21 protein-coding genes are annotated in these 19944 nt (G+C 61.3%); 10 read left to right on the forward strand and 11 right to left on the reverse strand.

Annotated features, from left to right (window positions below):
* The first annotated feature begins 17 nt into the window (after nt 1-17).
* The gene (locus tag SPHINGO391_RS08165) at nt 18-932 is read left to right on the forward strand and encodes an MBL fold metallo-hydrolase (RefSeq protein ID WP_343200294.1); all 915 of its coding nucleotides are present in this window, start codon (nt 18-20) and stop codon (nt 930-932) included.
* Nucleotides 929-1312, forward strand: coding sequence for a rhodanese-like domain-containing protein (locus SPHINGO391_RS08170; protein ID WP_152008366.1), 384 nt, complete (start codon nt 929-931; stop codon nt 1310-1312). The genes SPHINGO391_RS08165 and SPHINGO391_RS08170 overlap by 4 nt, the downstream gene beginning before the upstream one ends.
* Nucleotides 1313-1438: 126 nt before the next feature.
* On the opposite strand, the gene SPHINGO391_RS08175 is transcribed toward SPHINGO391_RS08170, so the two are convergent.
* From SPHINGO391_RS08175 to SPHINGO391_RS08185, 3 genes are all read right to left on the reverse strand, one after another.
* Nucleotides 1439-2347 (reverse strand): CHAD domain-containing protein, encoded by a 909-nt coding sequence (locus SPHINGO391_RS08175; protein WP_193217231.1) that lies wholly within the window; start codon nt 2345-2347, stop codon nt 1439-1441.
* A complete protein-coding gene (locus tag SPHINGO391_RS08180) occupies nt 2344-2820 on the reverse strand; it encodes a CYTH domain-containing protein (protein WP_152008368.1) in 477 nt (158 codons plus the stop codon). Before SPHINGO391_RS08180 ends, SPHINGO391_RS08175 begins: the two co-directional genes overlap by 4 nt.
* A 245-nt stretch (nt 2821-3065) precedes the next feature.
* Nucleotides 3066-3659, reverse strand: a complete 594-nt coding sequence (locus SPHINGO391_RS08185) for a TetR/AcrR family transcriptional regulator (RefSeq protein WP_152008369.1) — start codon at nt 3657-3659, stop codon at nt 3066-3068.
* A 248-nt stretch (nt 3660-3907) separates the two neighbouring features.
* On the opposite strand from SPHINGO391_RS08185, the gene SPHINGO391_RS08190 reads away from it, so the two are divergent.
* Complete coding sequence (locus SPHINGO391_RS08190) at nt 3908-4273, forward strand: hypothetical protein (protein WP_152008370.1); 366 nt, start codon at nt 3908-3910, stop codon at nt 4271-4273.
* Between the two features lie 200 nt (nt 4274-4473).
* On the opposite strand, the gene SPHINGO391_RS08195 is transcribed toward SPHINGO391_RS08190, so the two are convergent.
* Genes SPHINGO391_RS08195 through SPHINGO391_RS08205 form a run of 3 tightly spaced genes read right to left on the reverse strand, consistent with a single transcriptional unit; the run spans nt 4474 to nt 7688 of the window.
* Nucleotides 4474-5667, reverse strand: coding sequence for a Gfo/Idh/MocA family oxidoreductase (locus SPHINGO391_RS08195; protein ID WP_152008371.1), 1194 nt, complete (start codon nt 5665-5667; stop codon nt 4474-4476).
* 15 nt (nt 5668-5682) lie between these two features.
* On the reverse strand, nt 5683-6573 hold the full coding sequence (locus SPHINGO391_RS08200; RefSeq protein ID WP_152008372.1) for a TIM barrel protein: 891 nt from the start codon (nt 6571-6573) through the stop codon (nt 5683-5685).
* A gap of 11 nt (nt 6574-6584) precedes the next feature.
* Nucleotides 6585-7688, reverse strand: a complete 1104-nt coding sequence (locus tag SPHINGO391_RS08205) for a Gfo/Idh/MocA family oxidoreductase (protein ID WP_193217232.1) — start codon at nt 7686-7688, stop codon at nt 6585-6587.
* Between the two features lie 138 nt (nt 7689-7826).
* Between SPHINGO391_RS08205 and iolD the strand changes: the two genes are divergently transcribed.
* The 6 genes from iolD (at nt 7827) to SPHINGO391_RS08235 (ending at nt 14554) form a co-directional block, all read left to right on the forward strand.
* Nucleotides 7827-9692, forward strand: coding sequence for a 3D-(3,5/4)-trihydroxycyclohexane-1,2-dione acylhydrolase (decyclizing) (iolD, locus tag SPHINGO391_RS08210; protein WP_152008374.1), 1866 nt, complete (start codon nt 7827-7829; stop codon nt 9690-9692).
* 45 nt (nt 9693-9737) lie between these two features.
* Nucleotides 9738-10718, forward strand: a complete 981-nt coding sequence (gene iolC, locus SPHINGO391_RS08215; protein ID WP_152008375.1) for a 5-dehydro-2-deoxygluconokinase — start codon at nt 9738-9740, stop codon at nt 10716-10718.
* Nucleotides 10719-10747: 29 nt separating this feature from the next.
* Nucleotides 10748-11590: a 5-deoxy-glucuronate isomerase gene (locus SPHINGO391_RS08220; RefSeq protein ID WP_152008376.1), complete on the forward strand. Its 843-nt coding sequence runs from the start codon at nt 10748-10750 to the stop codon at nt 11588-11590.
* Nucleotides 11587-12438 carry a class II fructose-bisphosphate aldolase gene (locus SPHINGO391_RS08225; RefSeq protein WP_152008377.1) on the forward strand — a complete coding sequence of 284 codons (852 nt, stop codon included), beginning with the start codon at nt 11587-11589 and terminating at the stop codon, nt 12436-12438. Before SPHINGO391_RS08220 ends, SPHINGO391_RS08225 begins: the two co-directional genes overlap by 4 nt.
* A gap of 24 nt (nt 12439-12462) precedes the next feature.
* Nucleotides 12463-13452: an inositol 2-dehydrogenase gene (gene iolG / locus SPHINGO391_RS08230; protein WP_152008378.1), complete on the forward strand. Its 990-nt coding sequence runs from the start codon at nt 12463-12465 to the stop codon at nt 13450-13452.
* 274 nt (nt 13453-13726) lie between these two features.
* Complete coding sequence (locus SPHINGO391_RS08235; protein WP_152008379.1) at nt 13727-14554, forward strand: GMP synthase; 828 nt, start codon at nt 13727-13729, stop codon at nt 14552-14554.
* A gap of 276 nt (nt 14555-14830) precedes the next feature.
* Here SPHINGO391_RS08235 and SPHINGO391_RS08240 read toward each other — a convergent pair whose 3' ends face one another.
* The 5 genes from SPHINGO391_RS08240 to SPHINGO391_RS08260 form a co-directional block, all read right to left on the reverse strand.
* A complete protein-coding gene (locus SPHINGO391_RS08240) occupies nt 14831-15376 on the reverse strand; it encodes a hypothetical protein (RefSeq protein WP_152008380.1) in 546 nt (181 codons plus the stop codon).
* Nucleotides 15377-15669: 293 nt separating this feature from the next.
* Nucleotides 15670-15903, reverse strand: a complete 234-nt coding sequence (locus tag SPHINGO391_RS08245; RefSeq protein ID WP_152008381.1) for a hypothetical protein — start codon at nt 15901-15903, stop codon at nt 15670-15672.
* Entirely contained in the window at nt 15900-16562 is a 663-nt protein-coding gene (locus tag SPHINGO391_RS08250) for an acyl-homoserine-lactone synthase (RefSeq protein WP_152008382.1), read from the reverse strand. Before SPHINGO391_RS08250 ends, SPHINGO391_RS08245 begins: the two co-directional genes overlap by 4 nt.
* Before the next feature lie 42 nt (nt 16563-16604).
* A complete protein-coding gene (locus tag SPHINGO391_RS08255) occupies nt 16605-17360 on the reverse strand; it encodes a LuxR family transcriptional regulator (protein ID WP_152008383.1) in 756 nt (251 codons plus the stop codon).
* A gap of 371 nt (nt 17361-17731) precedes the next feature.
* Entirely contained in the window at nt 17732-18766 is a 1035-nt protein-coding gene (locus tag SPHINGO391_RS08260; protein WP_152008384.1) for a helix-turn-helix domain-containing protein, read from the reverse strand.
* 133 nt (nt 18767-18899) lie between these two features.
* On the opposite strand from SPHINGO391_RS08260, the gene SPHINGO391_RS08265 reads away from it, so the two are divergent.
* On the forward strand, nt 18900-19922 hold the full coding sequence (locus SPHINGO391_RS08265) for a carbon-nitrogen hydrolase family protein (RefSeq protein WP_152008385.1): 1023 nt from the start codon (nt 18900-18902) through the stop codon (nt 19920-19922).
* Nucleotides 19923-19944 lie beyond the last annotated feature (22 nt).

Here is a 19944-nt window from a genome sequence, read left to right on the forward strand (position 1 = left end):
ATATGAAGGAGGCAGAGTTGAGTCCACACAAGCAAAGCCACTCGCGCGGAACAGGTTCGGCAGACGTCGTCGGTTTTTATGATGATGACACCGGCAGCATTCAGTATCTGGTTTCAGATCCGCAAACCGGAAAGGGCGCGCTGATCGATGCGGTCATGGGCTTTGATCCTGCGCATGCATCAATAGATCCCCAGGGTGTCAGCAAGATCATTGAATATGCCCGTGACACCAATATCGACATTTCATGGATTTTGGATACCCATCCGCATGCGGACCATCTCATGGCCTCCTGGTATCTCAAACAACGTCTCGGCGCGGTCAACGCGATCGGCGAGAAGGTCCGGGACATCGCCGAGCTGTGGCGCAAGCTCTATCATTTGCCCGACGCCTTTCGGCCCGAGCGGGATTTTGATCGACTGTTTGGCGATGGCGAAACCTTCAAGATCGGAAAGCTGCCGGTTCGGGTCATGCTGACGCCGGGACACACGCTTGGATCGGTGACCTATGTCGTGGGCAGCGACGCGGCCTTCGTCAATGACACGTTCATGCAGCCCGATGTGGGGACCGCACGGGCCGATTTTCCCGGTGGCTCGGCAGGCCAGCTCTATGACAGCCTGCAATCCATCCTTGCGCTCGATGACGAGACGCGGCTGTTTGTCGGCCATGACTACGGCACCGACAGCCGCACCGAACCAGCCTGGGAATCGACGGTTGCCGAACAGCATACCTCAAACGCCCATATTGGTGGCGGAACATCGAAGCAAAACTACGTCAAGCAGCGTGACGCCCGCGACAAGACGCTTGCCCTGCCGGACCGGATGCTGCACGTGCTGCAGATGAACCTCAGGGCCGGGCGGGCTCCCGAGCCCGAGAGCGATGGCAAACGCTACCTGAAGATTCCACTGAACCGTTTTCCCAAGGAGACAGCATGAAAACCGAAGAGACCAACAAGGGCACTCTGGAAAACTGGACCCCGAAGGAGGTTGCGGAAGCCTTCGAACGCGACGAGATCGTGTTGATCGACGTGCGCACGCCGCAGGAATACAGTTTCGAGCGGATCGACGGCGCGCTGCTGGCTCCGATGCAGGCCTTCCAGGCGGTGCACATGCCGGGGCAGGGCGAGAAACGCATCGTGTTTCATTGCGGATCGGGCGTGCGTTCGAAAAAAGTCGCGGAAATGTGCCTGAATGCTGGCATCGACCGGATCGCCCACATGGAGGGTGGCTTTGGCGCCTGGAAGGAGGCCGGTCTGACCTATACCGGCACCGACATGACCACGGGTGCACCCAAGCACATGAAGAAGTCCGGCTGAGCATCCGGCAACAGGTCGTTCGATCATGAAACGGCCGCTGCGGGTTTTCCGCAGCGGCCGTAGGCGTTTGTCTGCCCTTCGAGCGGCCGGTTGCCTTGCCGGATTTTGTCGGCCATGCGGCCATGCTCAGCCCGCCGCGTCCCGCCACAGCGCGGTGATGCGGGTTTCAAGCGTGTCCGGGCTGTCCCCGAGGAGGTCCTTTACGATGTCTCGGACCTGATCGTGCAGGCGTGCCGAACGGGCAATCATGCAGGCGCGCAGGACGGCGATCTCGGCTTCGCTGCCGATCGCCTCAGGGTCCGTGGCGATCAGCGTTTTAAGGGCGTCGAGGTCATGGTCGTCGCCGAGCGCTTCGCCGGCGATGTCGGCAATCCGTGCACGCAGGGCCATTTCGCCGGGCCAGGCGAGGCTCAATAACTGGATATGCATGCGATGATACTTGATACGCTTGCGAAGGTCGTGCCAGTCTTCCGGATCGCCGCTTTCGATGGCCCTTTCCAGGGCGGAGACCGCCTTGCCGTAGTTCTTTGCGGTGCCCGCTGCCAGCAGGGCGATGGCCTTCTTCCGCCTGGCGGGAAGCTGCAGATCGGCGAGGGCTCTCATGCCGTCCTGGCAGATGGCGATGGCCGCGGTGATCCTGGCGTCAAGGTCAACTGCATCGGTGGCAATCCGGTCGCGGCGCGTGGCCAAGCGGGCGCGGATTGCCTCGAGATCTGGCCGGCTCTCGCCTGCCGCGCCCGAGGCGAGTAGATGGTCGAGTGCCTCGACCAGTGCCGTTGCATCGCGCACCTCGGACAATGTGGCCGCCATGTCGCGCAGCCGGGCATTTTCACGGGCAAAGAAATCGGGTGCGGCGGCACGGACCAGCCGGAACAGGCCCCTGAGCCGCTTGAAGCGCTTGCGGGCGTCGTGAATGGCCTGATAGGGGCCGTCGGGCTGGCGGCGCAAGACATGGATGGCGCGCTCATACTGGATTTCGGCGATGCGGACCACTTCACCGGTCAGCGGCTGGCCGGGGCGGATCCGGTAGCTCACGCGAAACCGCCTCCCGGCCAGCCGTTCATCGCCAGCATGGCGTTGGACCAGGCCGGATCGCCCGTCACTTCGGGCCCGAGCCAGGAGGGCAGGGCCGGATCGTCGCTTTCCGAGCCCATTTCGATCTCGGCAGTAACCAGCCCCGCGAGCCGGCCCTCATAGACATCGACCTCCCAGATGAAGCCATCGATGGTGAGGATGTGGCGGGTCTTTTCGATCAGCCGCCCGCGGCTGGCTTCGGTCATCGCGCGGGCATCGGCGACGGGTATGGAATACTCGAATTCATGCCGGGTCATGTCCGAGACGCCGATCTTGACCGTCAGTTCCGCTCGCGTTTCGTCAGAGATGCGTACCCGCATCGAGGTGTCTCCATCAATGGCAACGTAGGCCTGGACGATGGCCTTCGAGCTCTCGACGGCATTGCGCCACGCGTCGGTTTCCACGAGGAATTTGCGTTCGATCTCAAGGGCCATAAGGTATTTTTGGCGGAAACGACTGTCACATGCAACCGCAGCAGCAAGCCCTGCTCGCGGGACCGGAAGGTTACCCGACACGCCAAGCGATCCGGACGCTGGAGGCCGGGCTTCAGCCGCCAGCCGTTCCGCTCCCCATTGGGGATTGTTTGCCGGAGTGGGGGATGGGTCCCTCGGGACGCCGCACTCATGATAGCCATTCGTGTGAAACGCGGGAAATTTGACCCCGGACCGCATAGGGTGCGTCAGGTTTCGCGTTTCTTCGCCAACGTTACCAGCCCCTCAAGCGCATCCTTCGTCACATCTGTGGTTGGCCCAAAAAGGCCTTCCGTGACGTTCAAGCCCCACAGAAAGACAAAGATGAAGCTGGCCGCCTGCTCCCTGGATAGGCCATTGGATTCCCACGATGTCGATACTCCGAGCTGCGCAATCAATTCTGTGTATCGTTTCTGCAGCATCTCGTGTGTGACAGGGTCGTGGCGCGCTTGTTCCAGGCCGACGGCCGCCAGCCTCTTGAAATCCACGCCGTCGTCGCTTTCGATTGCGGAGAGCGCGGCCCACAGAGACCCGATCACGTCAGCGATGGATGTATCGCCGTTTGCTTTCGAGGCCGATGCGGCAACCAACGACAACAGATCCTGGGACTGCTGGATGCTGGCACGGACCAACTGCTCCTTGCTGTCGAAATATGTATAGACCGCTCCCGCCGACATTCCGGATTTCTGAATAATGTCGGCCATGGAAGTGTTTTGAATGCCATTGGCCTGAAAGCAAAGGCGCGCGGCCGTGAGAATACGGTCCTTTTGCTGCTGGCGTCTTCGTTCGGAAATGCGGGGCATCGGCAACCCTTATCGTTTGGCCGGGCGCTTGACAACATTTGCTCTCACGCTACAAAAAGAATAAGTATTCTCTTTGAGCCAACGGCCAATCGACCCGAGAAAGGGCGTTTGCGCGACCGGAGAAGTCATGTCGAAGCGCGATCCATCCGAGGTGCAAACCTTCCTTACCCCGGCCGTCAAACGGCTGGCGAACATGCAGCCTTACTAGCCGTCCCGATCTCCAATCGTCTTTCAAGAGGAAACCTTCGATGTTCAAACTGACAGCTACAATCGGAACCGCGATGTGTGCAGGCCTATTCCTGTTGTGCTTCTTCGTTCCGACGACTTTCGTCATGCTTTATGGTGCCAGTGCCGACGCAGGGGCCGCCTTCATGGGCCGTCGCGCCTCCGTGTTGTTCCTTGGCCTTGCCGTCATCTTCTGGCTTGCGCGCGATGCCGAAAAGAGCGCCCTTCGCGATGCGATCTGCTTTGGCGCGGCGGTCGCCTTCGGCGGTGCTGCGCTCACCGGTTTCTGGAGCTACTTCAGCGGTACATCAGGTCCCCAGATGATCCTGTCGGCCCTGGGTGAAGCAGGTCTCGCGGCCTTGTTCTTCCTGTCAACAAAACGCCCCTGATGCACCGCTGGCTCTGCGCCCGGCCACTCTGAAGCGCCGTAAAGGTCGGCTGACGCTCATCCGACCTGTCACAGCGTCAGCCAAGTACCGCGCCGCTCATGCACAGGCTGATCGGGCTGAGCCGTACCCATGTCAGTCCACCGGTTGGCGAACGCACTTGCTGGCCGGCAGCATTTTTTGCGCTCTGCCTGTCTTGCCGGCTACCGGAACATCGGCGGCCGCGCGTCGACCCAGATCCCGTCCGCCTTGCCGGACTCGGCCACCGCGAAGACGGCGGCCATCGAGCGCAGTCCGTCCTCGGCGCGGGGGTAGAGATTGGCGGCAGGGTCCATCGCCCGGCCTTCTTTCCCGGCGCGGATGGCTTCGGCCAGATCCTTGTAGATATTGGCGAAGGCCAGCGGCATGCCTTCGGCGTGGCCAATGGTGACGCGGCTGGTGCGGTCGGCCTCGGGAGAGAGGTTGGCTTCACCTCGCTCAATCACCTGCAGTCTGCCGCCAAGCGGCATCCAGTAAAGCTGGTTGGGTTGTTCCTGGGCCCAGCGGAGCCCTCCGCTTTCGCCGAACACCTGCAACGTCAGCCCGTGCTGGCGGCCGATGGCGATTGACGAGGTCCAAAGCCGCCCCACCGTTCCGCCGTCCATGCGGAAATTGACCATGGCATCGTCTTCGAGCTCTCGGCTCGAAATACAGGACACCGTGTCGGCGGAGAGTTTCTCTACCTCCTGGCCGGTCACGAAACTTGCCATGTGCAGAGCGTGGATGCCGCAATCGGCGAACTGCGCCGAGACGCCGGCCTGGGCCGGATCGTAGCGCCAGCGCACGCGCGGATTGTCGGCGTCGGCCGCATCGGCATGGTGTCCGTGAGCGAACTCGGCCTTGACCAGCCGGATCTTGCCCAAATCGCCACGCGCCACCATCGCCTTCATGTGACGCACCAGCGAATAGCCGGTGTAGCCGTAATTGACGGCGCAGATTTTTCCTGTGGCGCGGGCGGTGCGGACGATGTCCTCGCCCTCGGCGACGGTCATGGTCATCGGCTTTTCGCAGAGCACGTGAAAGCCAGCCTCGAGAAAGGCCTTGGTGATCTCGTAGTGGGTGGCGTTCGGGGTGGCCACGGTGACCAGGTCGATGCGGTCTTCGCGGGATTTCTCGCCCTCCAGCATCTCGCGCCAGTCCCCATAGGCGCGGTCGGCTGCAAGGCCCAGCCGCTGGCCGTAGTCGCGGCCGGCATCGGGCCGGTGGTCGAGTGCGCCGGCGGCAAATTCGAATTCACCGTCAAGACCGGCGCCGAGCCGGTGCGCCGGTCCGATCTGGCTGCCTTCGCCACCGCCGATCATGCCCCATTTGAGCTTTGTCCCCGATTTGAGCTTTGTCCCCGATTTGAGCTTTGTCATGGTCAGGTTCTCCGCTCAGAAGCCGATGGATTGAAGATAGGCGCGGTTGGCGCTGGCGTCGCCCAGCGTGTCGGGGTCGAGAAGCGGGTCGCAATCCTGCTCCACCGTGCACCAGCCCTCGAAGCCCTGGTCGAGCAGGATCTGCCGCACGGCCGGGAAATCGACGTCGCCCTGGCCGAGATTGCAGAAGATTCCCTTGCCACAGGCATCGTAGAAGCCTGTGCGGTTGGCAATCGCCTCGGCTTTCACTTTCGGGTCGATGTCCTTGAAATGCATGTAGGAAATACGCTCGATGTGACGCTTCATGAAACTGACCGGATCAAAGCCGGCGTAGGAATGATGGCCGGTGTCGAAGCAGATCTTGAGGATGTTCTCGTCAACCTCGTCAAGCAGGCGTTCGAGTTCCGGCTCGAAATCGATGAAGCCCGCGGCATGGGCATGGATGCCCACCGTCAGGCCGTAGTCCTCCGCGCCGAGCTTGGCCACGGTGGCGATGCGATCGCGGAAGGCCGACCATTCGGCCTGGTCCATCTGTTCGGCTTCACTGGCGCGACCGGCGGTCGGCGCGCGGCGCGGCGAGATCGAATCGATCAGCACCAGGTGCTTTGCGCCATGGGCATGAAGCGCCTTGCAGGTCCTGACCGCGCCGTCCATCACGTCGTCCCATTGCGCCGGATCGTGGAAGGCGCGGAACACCACGCCGCCGATCAGCTCCAGCCCGTGCTGGTCAAGCGCCTCGGCAAGGATCGCCGGGTCCTCGGGCATGAAGCCCACGGGCCCGAGCTCGATGCCGGTGTAACCGGCCTCTGCACATTGGGAGAGCACCGTGCGCCAGGCCGGGTTGCGCGGGTCGTTTGGAAACTCAACGCCCCAGGAGCAGGGCGCATTGCCGATTTGGATGGTCATGTCCTAAAGCCTCAGAGCGTTTGGATGGTTTGCCAGCTTTTCGTCCGTGACGAGGCGAAGGCCGCCGCCACGATTTCGTTGACCGCGAGCCCGTCGCGGAATGTCGGCCAGACCGGCTCGCCGGTCTCGATGGCGCGAAGAAAATCCCGCGCCTCGATGATGATCTGGTCCTGGTAGCCGGTGCCGTGGCCGGGGCCCTGGCAGAACGGCAGGTAGTCTGGATGCGCGGGGCCTGTCAGGATCTTGCGGAAGCCGCGCACGGCTTCCGGCTCGTCCATCCGGTAGAGCCAGAGCGCATTCTGGTCTTCCTGGTCGAAGCGGATCGCGCCCCTGGTGCCGGTGATCTCGTAGGCGTAGCCCATCTTGCGGCCGGTGGCGATGCGGCTGAAATACATCGATCCCATGGCGCCGTTTTCGAACCGGCACATCATCTGCGCGTGGTCGTCATTCGAGACCGTTCCGCCGGGACGTTTGGTATGAACGGTCTCGATCTCGGCGATCAGCGAGCGGATCGGGCCGACGAGCGCCAGGGCTGCGTTGATCATGTGCGGGGCAAGGTCGCCCATGGTGCCATTGGCGCGACCGTCGGTGCGCCAGTTCGCCGGGGCTTGCGGGTCTGCATAAAAATCCTCGGTATGTTCGCCGCGGAACCAGGTGATGTCGCCGATCGCGCCTTCGGCGATCAATTGCCGGGCGAACCGGCTTGCCGGCGTGCGGATATAGTTGAAGCCGACCATGTTGGCCGCACCGCTTGCCTCCGCCGCTTCCACCATGGCGCGGCTGTCATCGAGCGTGGCGCCCATGGGTTTTTCACACAGCACCGGCTTGCCAAGTGCGAAGGCGGCCTCGGCAATGGCCCGGTGGGTGGATTGCGGCGAGGCGATGATGATGGCCTCGACCTGCGGGTCGGCAACAAGCTCCTTCCAATCGCGCGCGGCGCGCCCGAAACCGTAAGCGGCGCGATAGCGTTCGGCCGAATCCGGCGAGCCTGCGGAGACCATTTCGAGCCGTGGCCGCAGGCCGGTGTCGAACACCGCGCCGACAGCCGACATCGCCACCGCATGGGCCTTGCCCATGTAGCCTCCGCCGACGATTCCGATGCCGATCTCTCCCATATCAGCCTCTGTTTTGAAATTCAGTTTGCAACCGGTTGCAAAATAAGTATCCTCGGAATCGGAGTTTCGCAAGCGGCATTTTGGGAACCGGAAACAATCCGGAGAATCTGCCGCAGCCATCGGGAGGTTGCAGCGCTCATGAATGAAGGGACCGTTCGGCTGACGACGGCGCAGGCCATCATCAGGTACCTGGCCAATCAATATATCGAGGTCGACGGCGAGGAGAGGCGTCTGTGCGGCGGCGGCTTCGGCATTTTCGGCCATGGCAATGTCACCTGCCTGGGCGAGGCTCTTTATGACCATCGCGAGGCACTGCCGCTCTATCGCGGCCAGAACGAGCAGAGCATGGGCTTCGCCGCCGCCGGCTATGCCAAGCAGTGGCTCAGGCAGCGTTTCATGTTCTGCACGGCATCGGCCGGTCCCGGCACCGCAAACCTGCTGACCTCGGCGGCGCTGGCGCACGCCAACCGGCTGCCGATGCTGATGCTGTGCGGCGATATCTTCGTGACCCGGCTGCCCGACCCGGTGCTTCAGCAGCTCGAGCATTTCGGCAATCCGGCCATGGGGCTGAACGACGCCTTCAAGGCGGTGAGCCGCTACTGGGACCGGATCACCCATCCGGCGCAGATCATCCAGTCGCTGCCCGCGGCGATCGCCACAATGCTCGATCCTGCCGATTGCGGTCCGGCCTTCCTCGGCCTGCCGCAGGATGTGCAGGGCTGGGCCTATGATTACCCGGTGGAGCTGTTTGCGAAGAAGGTGCACCGCATCCGCCGGCAGGCGCCCGATGCGGATGAAATCGCTGATGCCTCGGCGGCAATCGCATCGGCAAAACGGCCGGTGATCATCGCCGGCGGCGGGGTGCAGTATTCGCGCGCAGTCAAGGAACTGACCGCCTTTGCGGAGGCCCGGCAGATCCCGGTGATCGAGACCATCGCCGGCCGTGCGAACCTTCTGAATGATCATCCGCTCAACATCGGTCCCGTCGGCGTCACCGGCTCGGACAGCGCCAACGCGGTTGCCGAAAAGGCAGACGTCATCATCGCCATCGGCACACGGCTGCAGGATTTCACCACCGGTTCCTGGACCGCCTTCGACAAGGCGGCGAAGCTCGTATCCCTCAATGCCGCCCGGCACGATGCGTCCAAGCACCTGTCGCTGCCGGTGGTGGGCGACGCGAAACTGGGGGTTGAAGCCCTCGATGCGGCGCTGGGCGGCTACAGGAGCCCGGCGGACTGGACCGGCTTCGCACAAGACCAGCGCAAGGCGTGGCACGCCTATGTCGCTGGCAATGTGGCGCATGGCAACCGGCCCAATTCCTATGCGCAGGCGATCGGCGTGGTCAACGCGCTCTGCGATGCCCGCGACCGGGTGGTCACCGCTGCAGGCGGGCTGCCGGCGGAAGTCACCGCCAACTGGCGCACGCTTGATATCGGCACGGTCGACGTCGAATTCGGCTTTTCCTGCATGGGCTACGAGATCGCCGGAGGCTGGGGCGCGCGCATCGCCCAGTTCGAGCGCGAGCCGGACCGGGACACAATCGTCTTTGTCGGCGACGGCTCCTACCTGCTGATGAATTCCGACATCTATTCCTCGGTTCTAAGCGACCGGAAGCTGATCATCCTGGTGCTCGACAATGGCGGCTTTGCCGTCATCAACAAGCTGCAGAACAACACCGGCAATGAGAGCTTCAACAATCTGATCGCCGATTGCCCGACGGTTTCCGAGCCCTTCGCGGTCGATTTCGAGGCGCATGCGGCGGCGATGGGTGCGATTGCTGAAACCGTCTCCAACCCGGACGAACTTGGCGAGGCGTTCAAGCGCGCCAAGGCGAGCCGCAAGACCCATGTCATCGTCATGAAGGTCGATCCCTATGACGGCTGGACCACTGAGGGCCATGCCTGGTGGGAGGTCGGCACACCGCATGTCACCGGCAATCCGAAGGTCAAGGCTGCACACGAAGAGCAGGAAGCCACCCGCGTCAAACAACGCAAGGGTGTCTGAGGTGATGAAGTCCTTTCAGACCCAATCCTTGCGGGGGCGACGGAGATGAACGTTCTCGAGGGCATAAGAGCGCGGAACTTCCTCGTCATCGGCCGGGTCGGCATGGATCTGTCGCCCGATCCAGCGGGCACCCGCACCCGGGACGCAAGTTCGATGATGGTGGCGATGGGCGGTTCCAGCGCCAACATTGCGGCGGGCCTGGTCAAGTTCGGCTGCAAGGCGGCGCTGGTGACCAAAGTGTCCGACGATGCGGTCGGCTGGTATTGTCTGGGTCAGCTCGATCACTACGGCATCGACCGCGGCCACGTGAAGACGGTCACCGGGGAATATCGGACCTCGCTTGCGGTCTACGAGACCCGGGTCGAGGAGCACCAGAGCGTCATCTACCGCAACAACGCCGCAGACTTCCAGATGGACATCGCGAATGTCGAAGCGGTTGACTACGCCAGCTACGGCGCGCTGATCACCGCCGGAACGGTGTTTGCGGCCGAGCCTTCGCGCTCGGCTGCGTTCCGGGCCTTCGAACTGGCGCGGGCTAGCGGGCTGCCGATCATCTTCGACGTCGATTACCGGCCCTATTCGTGGCCCTCGCCGCAGGTCGCCGAAGAGGTTTTGTCGCGCGCGGGCAGCCTGGCCGATGTCATCGTCGGCAATGACGAGGAGTTCGGCTTCATGGCCGGCGGCATAGACAAGGGGCTTTCCAAGGCGCGGGACCTCGCCGGTTCGAGCGCCGCGATCGTGGTCTACAAGATGGGCCCCGAAGGCGCGATCACGTTTTCCGGCGGCGAGCAGATCCGCACTGGCATCTATCCGGTGGACGCGCTCAAACCGACCGGCGCGGGCGACAGTTTCATGGCGGGCCTGCTGGCCTCGCTGTCGGAAGGCCGCGACATGCGCGACGCCGTGCTGCGCGGCTCGGCCTGCGCTGCAATCGTCGTCTCCCGGCCCGGCTGCGCCCCGGCCATGCCCGACACTGAGCAGCTCGAGGCCTTCCTCGCATCCCATCCCGGCCCGACGCCTGTCTGAGCCCCATATCGTCTGAAAGGACCAGAACCATGCATATCGCGCCCTATGACAATCAGAACAAGCCGATCGTGGATGTCGAGAACGCCTGTGTTCCGCTCAACTATTTCAACATCGTCAAGCTCAGGAAGGGTGAGGCGTTCGAATACCAGGTGCCCGGCTACGAGACCTGCATCGTGCCCGCCACCGGCAGCGTCGATGTCAGCGTCGAGGGCGTGTCCTTCGCCAGGCTCGGAAATCGCGGCGTCGATGTCTGGGACGGCGAACCGGAGGGTGTCTATGTGCCGGTCGGCGCGAAGGTGACGATTGTCTGCGTGTCGGATCAGACCGAGACCTTCATTGCCGGCGCGAAATACGACAAGGTGCTGGAACCCTTCGATGTGCGCGCCGACGGGCTCGATCTTGTGCAGTACGGCTCCGACGACACCAAGACCCACCGCAAGATCAAGCACATTCTCGGCCAGAAGCAGCATGGCAAGGTTGGCCGGCTGCTGGTCAGCGAACTGTTCACCGTGGGGCAGGGCGGCTGGTCGGGGTTCCCGAGCCACAAGCACGACACCGACCGTCTGCCTGACGAGACCCGGCATGACGAGACCTACAATTTCCGCTTCCGGCCCAATCACGGCTCCGGCGTGCAGATGCTGCAGCGCGAGGACAACAAGCCGGGGGACGCCTATCACATCGTCGACGGCTCGACGATCTGCCTCGACAAGGGCTACCACCCATGCTGCGTGCTGCCGGGCTACGAGATGTATTATTTCACCATTCTGGGCGGGCTCAGCCAGCGCTCGCTGATCCAGTATTTCCAGCCCACCCATGCCTACCAGATCGAGACGATCCCGGGCATCAAGGACATGGTCGCGAAGTTCAAATGAGCATTGCAACACTCGCCGAGGTGCTTCAGCCGGCGCTGAAGGGTGGATATGCGGTCGCCGGGCTGGTCACGCTCGGCTGGGAAGACATGCGCGCCTATATGGCGGCCGCGGAAGCCGAAAACCTGCCGGTGATCCTGCAGGCCGGGCCCTCCTGCCGGGCGCACACGCCACTGCCGGTCCTGGGCAAGATGTTCCGGTACCTGGCCGAGAATGCCAGCGTGCCGGTGGTGGCCCATCTCGATCACGGCTACACCTTCGAGGACTGCAGGGAAGCGCTCGACAGCGGCTTCACCTCGCTGATGTTTGACGGCTCGCGCAAGCCGCTCGAGCAGAACATCGAGGAGACCGCGCGGATCGCCGAAATGGCGCACGAGGCCGGCATTTCCTGCGAGGGCGAAATCGGTTTTGTCGGCTATTCGGGCGGCGAGAATTCCGCGGGCACAGACCCGGAGGAAGCGGCCCGCTTTGCCCGCGAAACCCGCGTCGACGCGATGGCGATCTCGGTCGGCAATGTGCATCTGCAACAGGACAGGCAGGGCGGACTGGACGAGCCGCGCATCCGCGCCATCGAGGCGATCACCACGGTGCCGCTGGTCATCCACGGCGGTTCGGGCGTTCCGCTGGCGCAGCGCACGGCGCTGGCGCGGGGTTCGCGGATCTGCAAATTCAATATCGGCACCGAACTCCGCATGGCTTTTGGCGCGGCCCTGCGCGAGGCGGTCAACCGTGATCCGGATCGCTTCGACCGCGTGACGATTCTGAAAGAGACCCACGACCCGGTGACAGCTGTGGCACGGCAGGTGATCCGTGCGCTTGGCCCAACCCAACCCGAACCGGCGCAATTTTAGCCGGCGCAACAGGAACAGACGGACATGCTCAATATTGGAATTCTGGGTTGCGGCCGCATCGGCCAGGTTCATGCCCGCAGCGTCAGCCACGTGGATGGTGCGCGGGTCGCCGCCGTCGCTGATGCGTTTCCCGCGGCGGCCAGCGCGCTTGCCGAAAAGACTGGCGCCCGGGTGATGAGTACGGATGAGATCATCGCCAGCCCGGATATCGACGCGGTGGTGATCGGAACGCCGACTGACACGCATTTCGATCTGATCGATAAGAGCGCGAAGGTCGGCAAGGCGATCTTCTGCGAAAAGCCGGTCGACATGTCGGCCGACCGAATTCGTCAGCTGATCACGATCGTCGAGGCCGCGGGCGCGCCGTTCCTGACCGGTTTCAACCGCCGCTTCGATCCCGGCTTTGCGGCCATGCGCGCCCGTATCGCCGCGGGCGAGATCGGCGAGGTGGAACTCGTCACCATCCTGTCGCGCGATCCTTCGCCGCCACCGGTCAGCTACATAAAGAGCTCGGGCGGGCTGTTCCGCGATATGATGATCCATGATTTCGACATGGCCAGGTTCCTGCTCGGAGAGGAGATCGTGCGTGTCTTCGCCACCGGTTCGGCGCTGGTCGATCCGGCGATCGGCGAGGCCGGCGATGTCGACACCGCCGTTGCCGTGCTGACCACCGCGTCGGGCCGGATCTGCCAGATCTCCAACTCGCGCCGCGCCACGTACGGCTATGACCAGAGAGCCGAGGTGCACGGTTCGCTCGGGCTGATCAAGGCCAACAACGTGCCTGAACACAATGTCGAGATCGCCAGCGGCGCCGGGTTCCGCTCGGCGCCGGCGCAGCATTTCTTCCTCGAACGCTATGCAGGGGCCTATGTGGCCGAGATGATCCATTTCGTGGAGTGCGTGGCCTCGGGCATGGCGCCGTCACCCGGCATCCGCGACGGGCTGGCAGCCCAGATGATCGCCGATGCGGCTGCCATGTCACTTGAAACCGGGGTCCCGGTCAGGCTGGGATAGGTTCGCATCAGGGGGTGCGTTCGCGCTGACAAAAACATAAGCAGTGTTTGATAAATGGCTGCTGTCGATACGACTGCCAGATGGCTTGATTGGCCGCCCATGTGACTGGTATCTTGCGATATCTTGCGGTCGAGGCATGTAAAGATCGCAGGGGTTTAAATATTATCATTTTGTCGTAATCTACAAGTATTCTAGAATAATAAGTCGCCGAACTCTGGGTTGGTTGGCTTGTATCGCATGCGTTTCCAAGAATGAGTAATTTTGAGGATGCAGTATGACCAAATACAATCATTCAGCTATCCGTGTGGCAGTTTGGAACCTCGCCGGTTACACATTGCCTGGAAGACCTGTTGGAATAGGTCCGAACTCAAGGAAAGCGAGCAATCAGGCCAAGGGATTGGCTCTTCTTGATGCGGATTTTGTCACTCTGGTCGAGGTTTCGCCTTTGGATTACATCGACACTCTGGTGGCGAAGCTGGCGGTGTTTGGAGTTGATTATCAAAAAACAATCCTGCCTCAACAATCCGGCAACATTCAAATAGGCTTTCTACACAAGCCCGGCATTGGTGTTTCCAATGCGCGTTTCATTCCCGGCTCTGAGGGTAACTATGCCGGCGGAAGGCAGGCAATCGCCGTTGATATCAAGATTGGCAAGCTCTCCGCTACGGTTATCGGTGTACACCTCAAGTCAGGACGCGGCAGACAAGAGCAATTGGTTCGCGACAGCCAGTGCAAAGTTATCGGCGATTACATCACGGCGATACAACAGACTCCGGGCACGATGCAGCGGGCAATTTTTCTGATGGGCGATTTTAACATGATACCTGGTCAGGATGTGTCGAATTTTCATCATTTGGGCGGTGATGATGTGATGGATTTTGTCTCTTCATGGGATCTGCAAGACCGGTTTTCTCACATTCTGGAGAAAGGTCGCGCCAACTTGCTCGATGGATTTGCGATTAGCCGCAATTATTCAACCGACTACATCAAGGGAAGCCTAAGGCTGTTTCCAATGCATTGGACGATGGACATGGGACGTGAATCCTTCAGGAAAAGCGTATCTGATCATTTGCCGTTTGTTGCGAGTTTCAAGATTTTTTAGTGCGCGCAGCAATCAGGTTTCCATTGGATTCTGCCGGTCCAGCGCAAGCGTTGACCGGCATTGGAAACTGTTGAGTGTGCTCTCGAGCTTGGCGGCTTGCGCGGGATGGCGGGTGTCGGGCGTGTGCAATTGTCTGGCGCCGGGGCGTTGCGACAGCTAACCGCACAAAGCCCTAAATCGATTCCGATTTAGGGCTTTGTGCATTTGTTTGAGGTTCGCGGTGGCCCTTGTACTTCTGGTGAAATACACGGCTCAGTATGGACGGATGAACCCGGATCAGGCAGCCTTGGCGGCGTCACCGGAGATGTTCTTGGTGACTGTGTCGAGTGCCCATTGCTTGATCTGGGCTTCGAGTTCCTCGTTGCGCTGACGCAGCGCATCGACCTCCACATCCATCTTTTCGCGCTCGGCCTGGTGGATCGCGTCGAGCTCTTCCTGCAGTTCCTTGTTGCGGGCGCGCAGAGCCTCGACGTCCTGGCCGTTCATCGAATCCATCTGGTTCTGAAGGGTGAGGATCTGCGACTTCATCTTTGACTGGAATTCCGACAGCGCCGCGATCTGGGCTTCCTGCTCATCGAGATCGGCGGTGGATTTGGGCGTCAGGAACATTGCAGCGATCGAAAGAGCCGCGAACAGTGGAACAAGTGCCGCTGCGGGTCCTGCCAGGGTGTGAATAAGCCCTGCGTGACCGATGTCGAACATGGCCGCGAAAAACAGCGTTCCGAGCGAGATCGCCACGACCCCGAGGAGTTTCGCAACCAAGCCCATCAAGCCGCCTTTGCCGTTCTGAGCCTTGGTTTTTTCTGATTTCTGGGCAGCCACGACGAACTCCTTACACGATAACAAAAATGTTGACCTGAACCGGCGCAAGGACGTGTCGCGCCCTTTCGGGCTGCGGCTCCATGCGAACGCGGTCTGCAATGTTGATTAGCATGCCTGGATCGGGAGCGATCGGGTTGGCCCGCGAGAGTGCATCATGCCGCCCCTTGAGGGGTCTCGCAGTTTAAGGTTAACCGAATGGATTTAAGGAAAGGTGAAAGCCGCGCGGCGGATAAAGCCGGAGCCGGCATGATGGTGCGCCGATGATGCGATTGCGATCACCGGCGCAGCCGGGATCAGATGCGGCTGTGGCTGTCGCGCGCATCCGGGTCGCTGTGCGGCGAGTTGGCGGTGTCGAAGCAGGCCGTGACCTCCATACGTGCCATCTTGATCAGGTAGGAGAGGAAGCGCGTGTCGGAGCGCGGCTGATCCTCGCCGGTGCTGCGCGAGAGCTCATAGGCGCTGGCCAGAAGCGCCTGGATTTTCAGCAGTGTAATCGTCTGGTCGATTCCAGCCGGCTTGTCGCTCATGAGAAAGCCCCGGCCCGAGAGGCCTGATCCTGCGTGATGAAAGGCAGTTGCGCACCCCTGCGGACAATCAGCGACCGTTCGATACCGGCGTGGATCCTGCCCGATTGCAGCGCGACCTCGCTGACTTCGACATAGGCGACAAGGCACCAGTCACCCGACAGGATGCGCGGCATGCCCGCCGGTATGACTTTCCATCCCAGATCGAGCCAGCGCTTGAGCAGGAACTGTTGCAGAACACCGCCGGTATGGGTCACCCCTTCGTCAAGGCAATATTCCATCACCGCACAGAACATCTGGCCCAGGATGCCAGTGGCACCAACGCCGCGATACTCCGGCAAGACGTAGGTGCGGGTCCAGTCAGCCCATTCGGGGCTGCGGGGCAGGCCGATGTTTTCGCACATGTGCGGAAATTCTTCCGACACCAGATTCGGGACCGTGGTCGGCATCAGCCGCGCGGAGGTGACCACCCGGCCTTCGAGCATGCCGAGCAGATAGGTCGAGTCCGGCGTGTCGAATGGATCGAGTTCCAGCCCATCGTCGCTGATTGGCACCCAGCGATTGGCTACCGCATAGTAGTCGTGGCGGCGGCGAAGGAACTCCTCGAACTCGCGTTCGTAGAGATGCTTGTTCCGTGTGTTGACAACATGAGCTTCAATCATCTTCTTTCCCCTTTGCTCCTGGGGGAAAGGTAGTCCTCGTGGCTAGCGAGCGTCGCCTAGCGATTCGGCCAGTTGACCCAGGGTGATCTCGCCTTGTTGAAGTGCACGTGCAACCGCGTGGGTCGTGTTGGTGGCGTTGAGCTTCATGCGGATCTGGGCGGTGTGAAAGCGCACCGTCTTTTCACTGATACCGAGAATGACCGAGACGTCCCAGCAGGATTTGCCCGCCGAGGTCCACAACAGTACTTCGCGCTCGCGGGAAGACAGTCTGCCGCGGCCCGGCCGCCTCTGCTGGCGTCGCTCGATTGCCGAGGAGGTGTAGACTGCCATAAGGTTGAGAGCCCCGCGTTCTCGCGAGCTCAGCCTCAGCCTGGTCGCTGCGCCGAACGAGATGGCCGAAAGCCATTCATCCCTTGAAAACACCGGCACGATGTAGCCGTCTGCCAGACCGTGCTCTGCGGCTTCGCCTGCCACCTGGGCCGCGCCGTCGCGTTGCGCAAATCTCTGGTCGACCTCATGCCAGGCAAAGGGAGACATGGTCGAATAGACCTGCTGACAGACCGAGTCGGTGCCGGCATAATCACGCTCGACATAGCGATCCCACCAGTCCTGGGGAAAGCGGTTGGTCTTGACCAGAGGGTCGATCGCGTTGTTGCCGACCGGCAGGCCGGTATAGATCATGTGCTGGAAGCCGTAATCGCCAACCACCTGCAGCAGATCATCGAGCAGGTCGTCAATCAGGATGTGATTGTCGACGCGCTCGATAAATTCGAAGACTTTCGTATCCTGCACACCCATCTAAATACCCGAATTGAAAAGGCCTTTGCGCCGATTGAATCAGCTCATCATCTGGATAAACTAACCCTCAAAATTAAGTGGTGCAAATATCATTGTCATGCAACAGGTCATTCATCTAACGTATAATGCTGTAAAAAGTTTGATTTCTAACTAATTTGTGCGCCACGGTTGCCGAAGATGTCGTTTGCGACCCATGTATCGATATAGAAGTATTTCAGATATATCAGGTTGATACATGGTGGGTTTGCGGTCGGTTCTGGGTGCGGTGATCTGTATCTGGTATTGTCCGGTCGTTCCGGGGATTGCGCTGCAAAGAGTTTTTGCGGCCGGACCAGTGCTGCGGCCATGAACAAGTTTCAGGATTTTGCGCTCTATTCCGGTTTTCCCGCAAGCCTTGCTGACTGGACACTGCCGTCCGGCCCGGCGGCGCGGTATTCTCGCGGAGATATGCCGTAGTGTTCCCTGAAGATGCGCGAGAAATGCTGCATGTTGTTCAGGCCCCAGCGCATGGCGATGGCGCTCACAGTCCAGCCGGCAAATTGCGGATTGCGCAGATCGGAGGCAACGCCGGCGAGCCGCAGTTGCCTGATCTTCGAGGCGACCGATGTGCCTTCCGCCTGAAACACTTCACTTAGGCGGCGTACTGAAACCGACAGAGCCGCTGCAATCTCGGCGCGATCCAGATCAGGGTCGCGGATGCGCTGGGCAATGATGGTATCGGCCTGGTGGATCAGCCGGTTCTCCGTTGCCGTTCGGACCGCCTCGCCACCGCGCAAGGTCGTCAGTCCCGTGGCGCACAAGTCGATGATACTGTCTTCGAGACAATGGCGGGTGGCCGGATTTGCGGTCACCTGGGCCCTGATAAGGCGAAGCACACTGTCGCGGACAAGCCCGCCGATCTCCGATGCCCCGCTCACGGTCAGACCGGTCAGAAGGTCCGCATTGGGCAATCTTTGCAGCAATTCGAGGCGGGGTATCTGAACCACAAGTTGGCGGAACCCGTCGGGCAATGACAGATCATAGGGGTCGATGGAGCTGTAAAGGGCGAAATCGCCCTGGCCAAGTTCAGCCATTCGTCCGCACTGCTGGATCAGCCCGATGCGTTCCAGCTGGATGCTGAGCAGGAACCACTCGTCGGTGGCCTTTGCGATGTCGTGCCTGCGGCGGCGCACCAATTGCTGGCTGCCGGAGACTATGGAGGTTGATATGCGCGGCATGCGGTTGAGCCGGATTTCTCCGGTAAAGTCGCTTCGGCTTTCCGAAATGCACTCGAGCTGGACATAGGCGTCACAAACAGCCTCGCGCCAGAATGCAAATCTGTCGCGTTGATGCACGCTCGACGTGCTCAGGTGGATGCCGGTCTCGATCAGTACAGCCTCCTTTGTCTTGTCTTGAGGATTGACCATTCCCGTCGAAAATCAAGCGGTTTTTCACCGCTGCCCGGAATCACAAGTCCACGCGCCCAAACTGCAAAGCATCGCAGTCCCGGCGGTGGCAGGGTAATCTGCGACGTATAATCAAAACAAGGGAACACTGGAAATGTCAGGATCTTTCAAAGTTGCAGCAGTGCAGGCCGCTCCGGCCTTTCTCAATCTGGATGCGGGTATCGACAAGGCGGTTGGACTGATCGAGCAGGCGGCGGCTGAGGGCGCCAGGCTGATCGGGTTTCCGGAAACCTGGCTGCCCGGCTATCCGTGGTGGATCTGGCTCGATGCACCGGCGGTGACCATGCCCTATGTCATTCCCTACAATCAAAATTCGGTGGAGCGCGGCAGCGTTCAGGACAAGCGGCTGGCAAAGGCTGCGCGCGACAACAACATCCAGGTCGTCATGGGGCTTTCGGAGCGGCACAACGGCACGCTCTATCTTGCCCAGTGGCACTATGGCGCCGATGGCGAGATCATCTCGCGGCGGCGCAAGCTCAAGCCGACCCATGTCGAGCGCACCGTGTTCGGCGAAGGCGACGGCTCTGACATGGTGGTCAGGCAGACCGATCTCGGCCGGGTTGGTGCACTGTGCTGCTGGGAGCATCTGCAGCCGCTCAACAAATACGCCATGTATTCGCAGAACGAGCAGATCCATATCGGTTCCTGGCCGAGCTTCAGCCTTTACAAGGGCGGCGCCTACGCACTTGGCGCCGAGCTCAACACCGCCGCCAGCCAGATGTATGCCGCCGAGGGCCAGTGCTTCGTCATCGCTTCCTGCGCGACGGTGAGTCAGGAGATGGTCGACATGCTCTGCGACAATCCGATGAAGCAGCAATTCCTGACCACTGGCGGCGGCTTCGCGCGCGTTTTCGGACCCGACGGCTCGCCGATGGGCAATGTGCTCGACGAGCACGAGGAAGGGCTGGTGATTGCCGAGATTGATCTCGACATGATCTCGATCGCCAAGGCGGCGGGCGATCCGTGCGGGCATTATTCGCGGCCCGATGTATTCCGGCTGATGTTCAACCAGAAACCGAGCCCCGTGGTGATGGCCTTCGACAACGAGGCGGCGCGGGAGATTGCCGAGGCCGCAGAAGACCAACTTGGCGTGGTTCAGCAAGCTGCCGCCGAATAGGCATCGTACGCCCTGTCTGTCC

The sequence above is a fragment of the Hoeflea sp. EC-HK425 genome, from assembly GCF_902498795.1.
GTDB classification, from domain to species: domain Bacteria; phylum Pseudomonadota; class Alphaproteobacteria; order Rhizobiales; family Rhizobiaceae; genus Hoeflea; species Hoeflea alexandrii.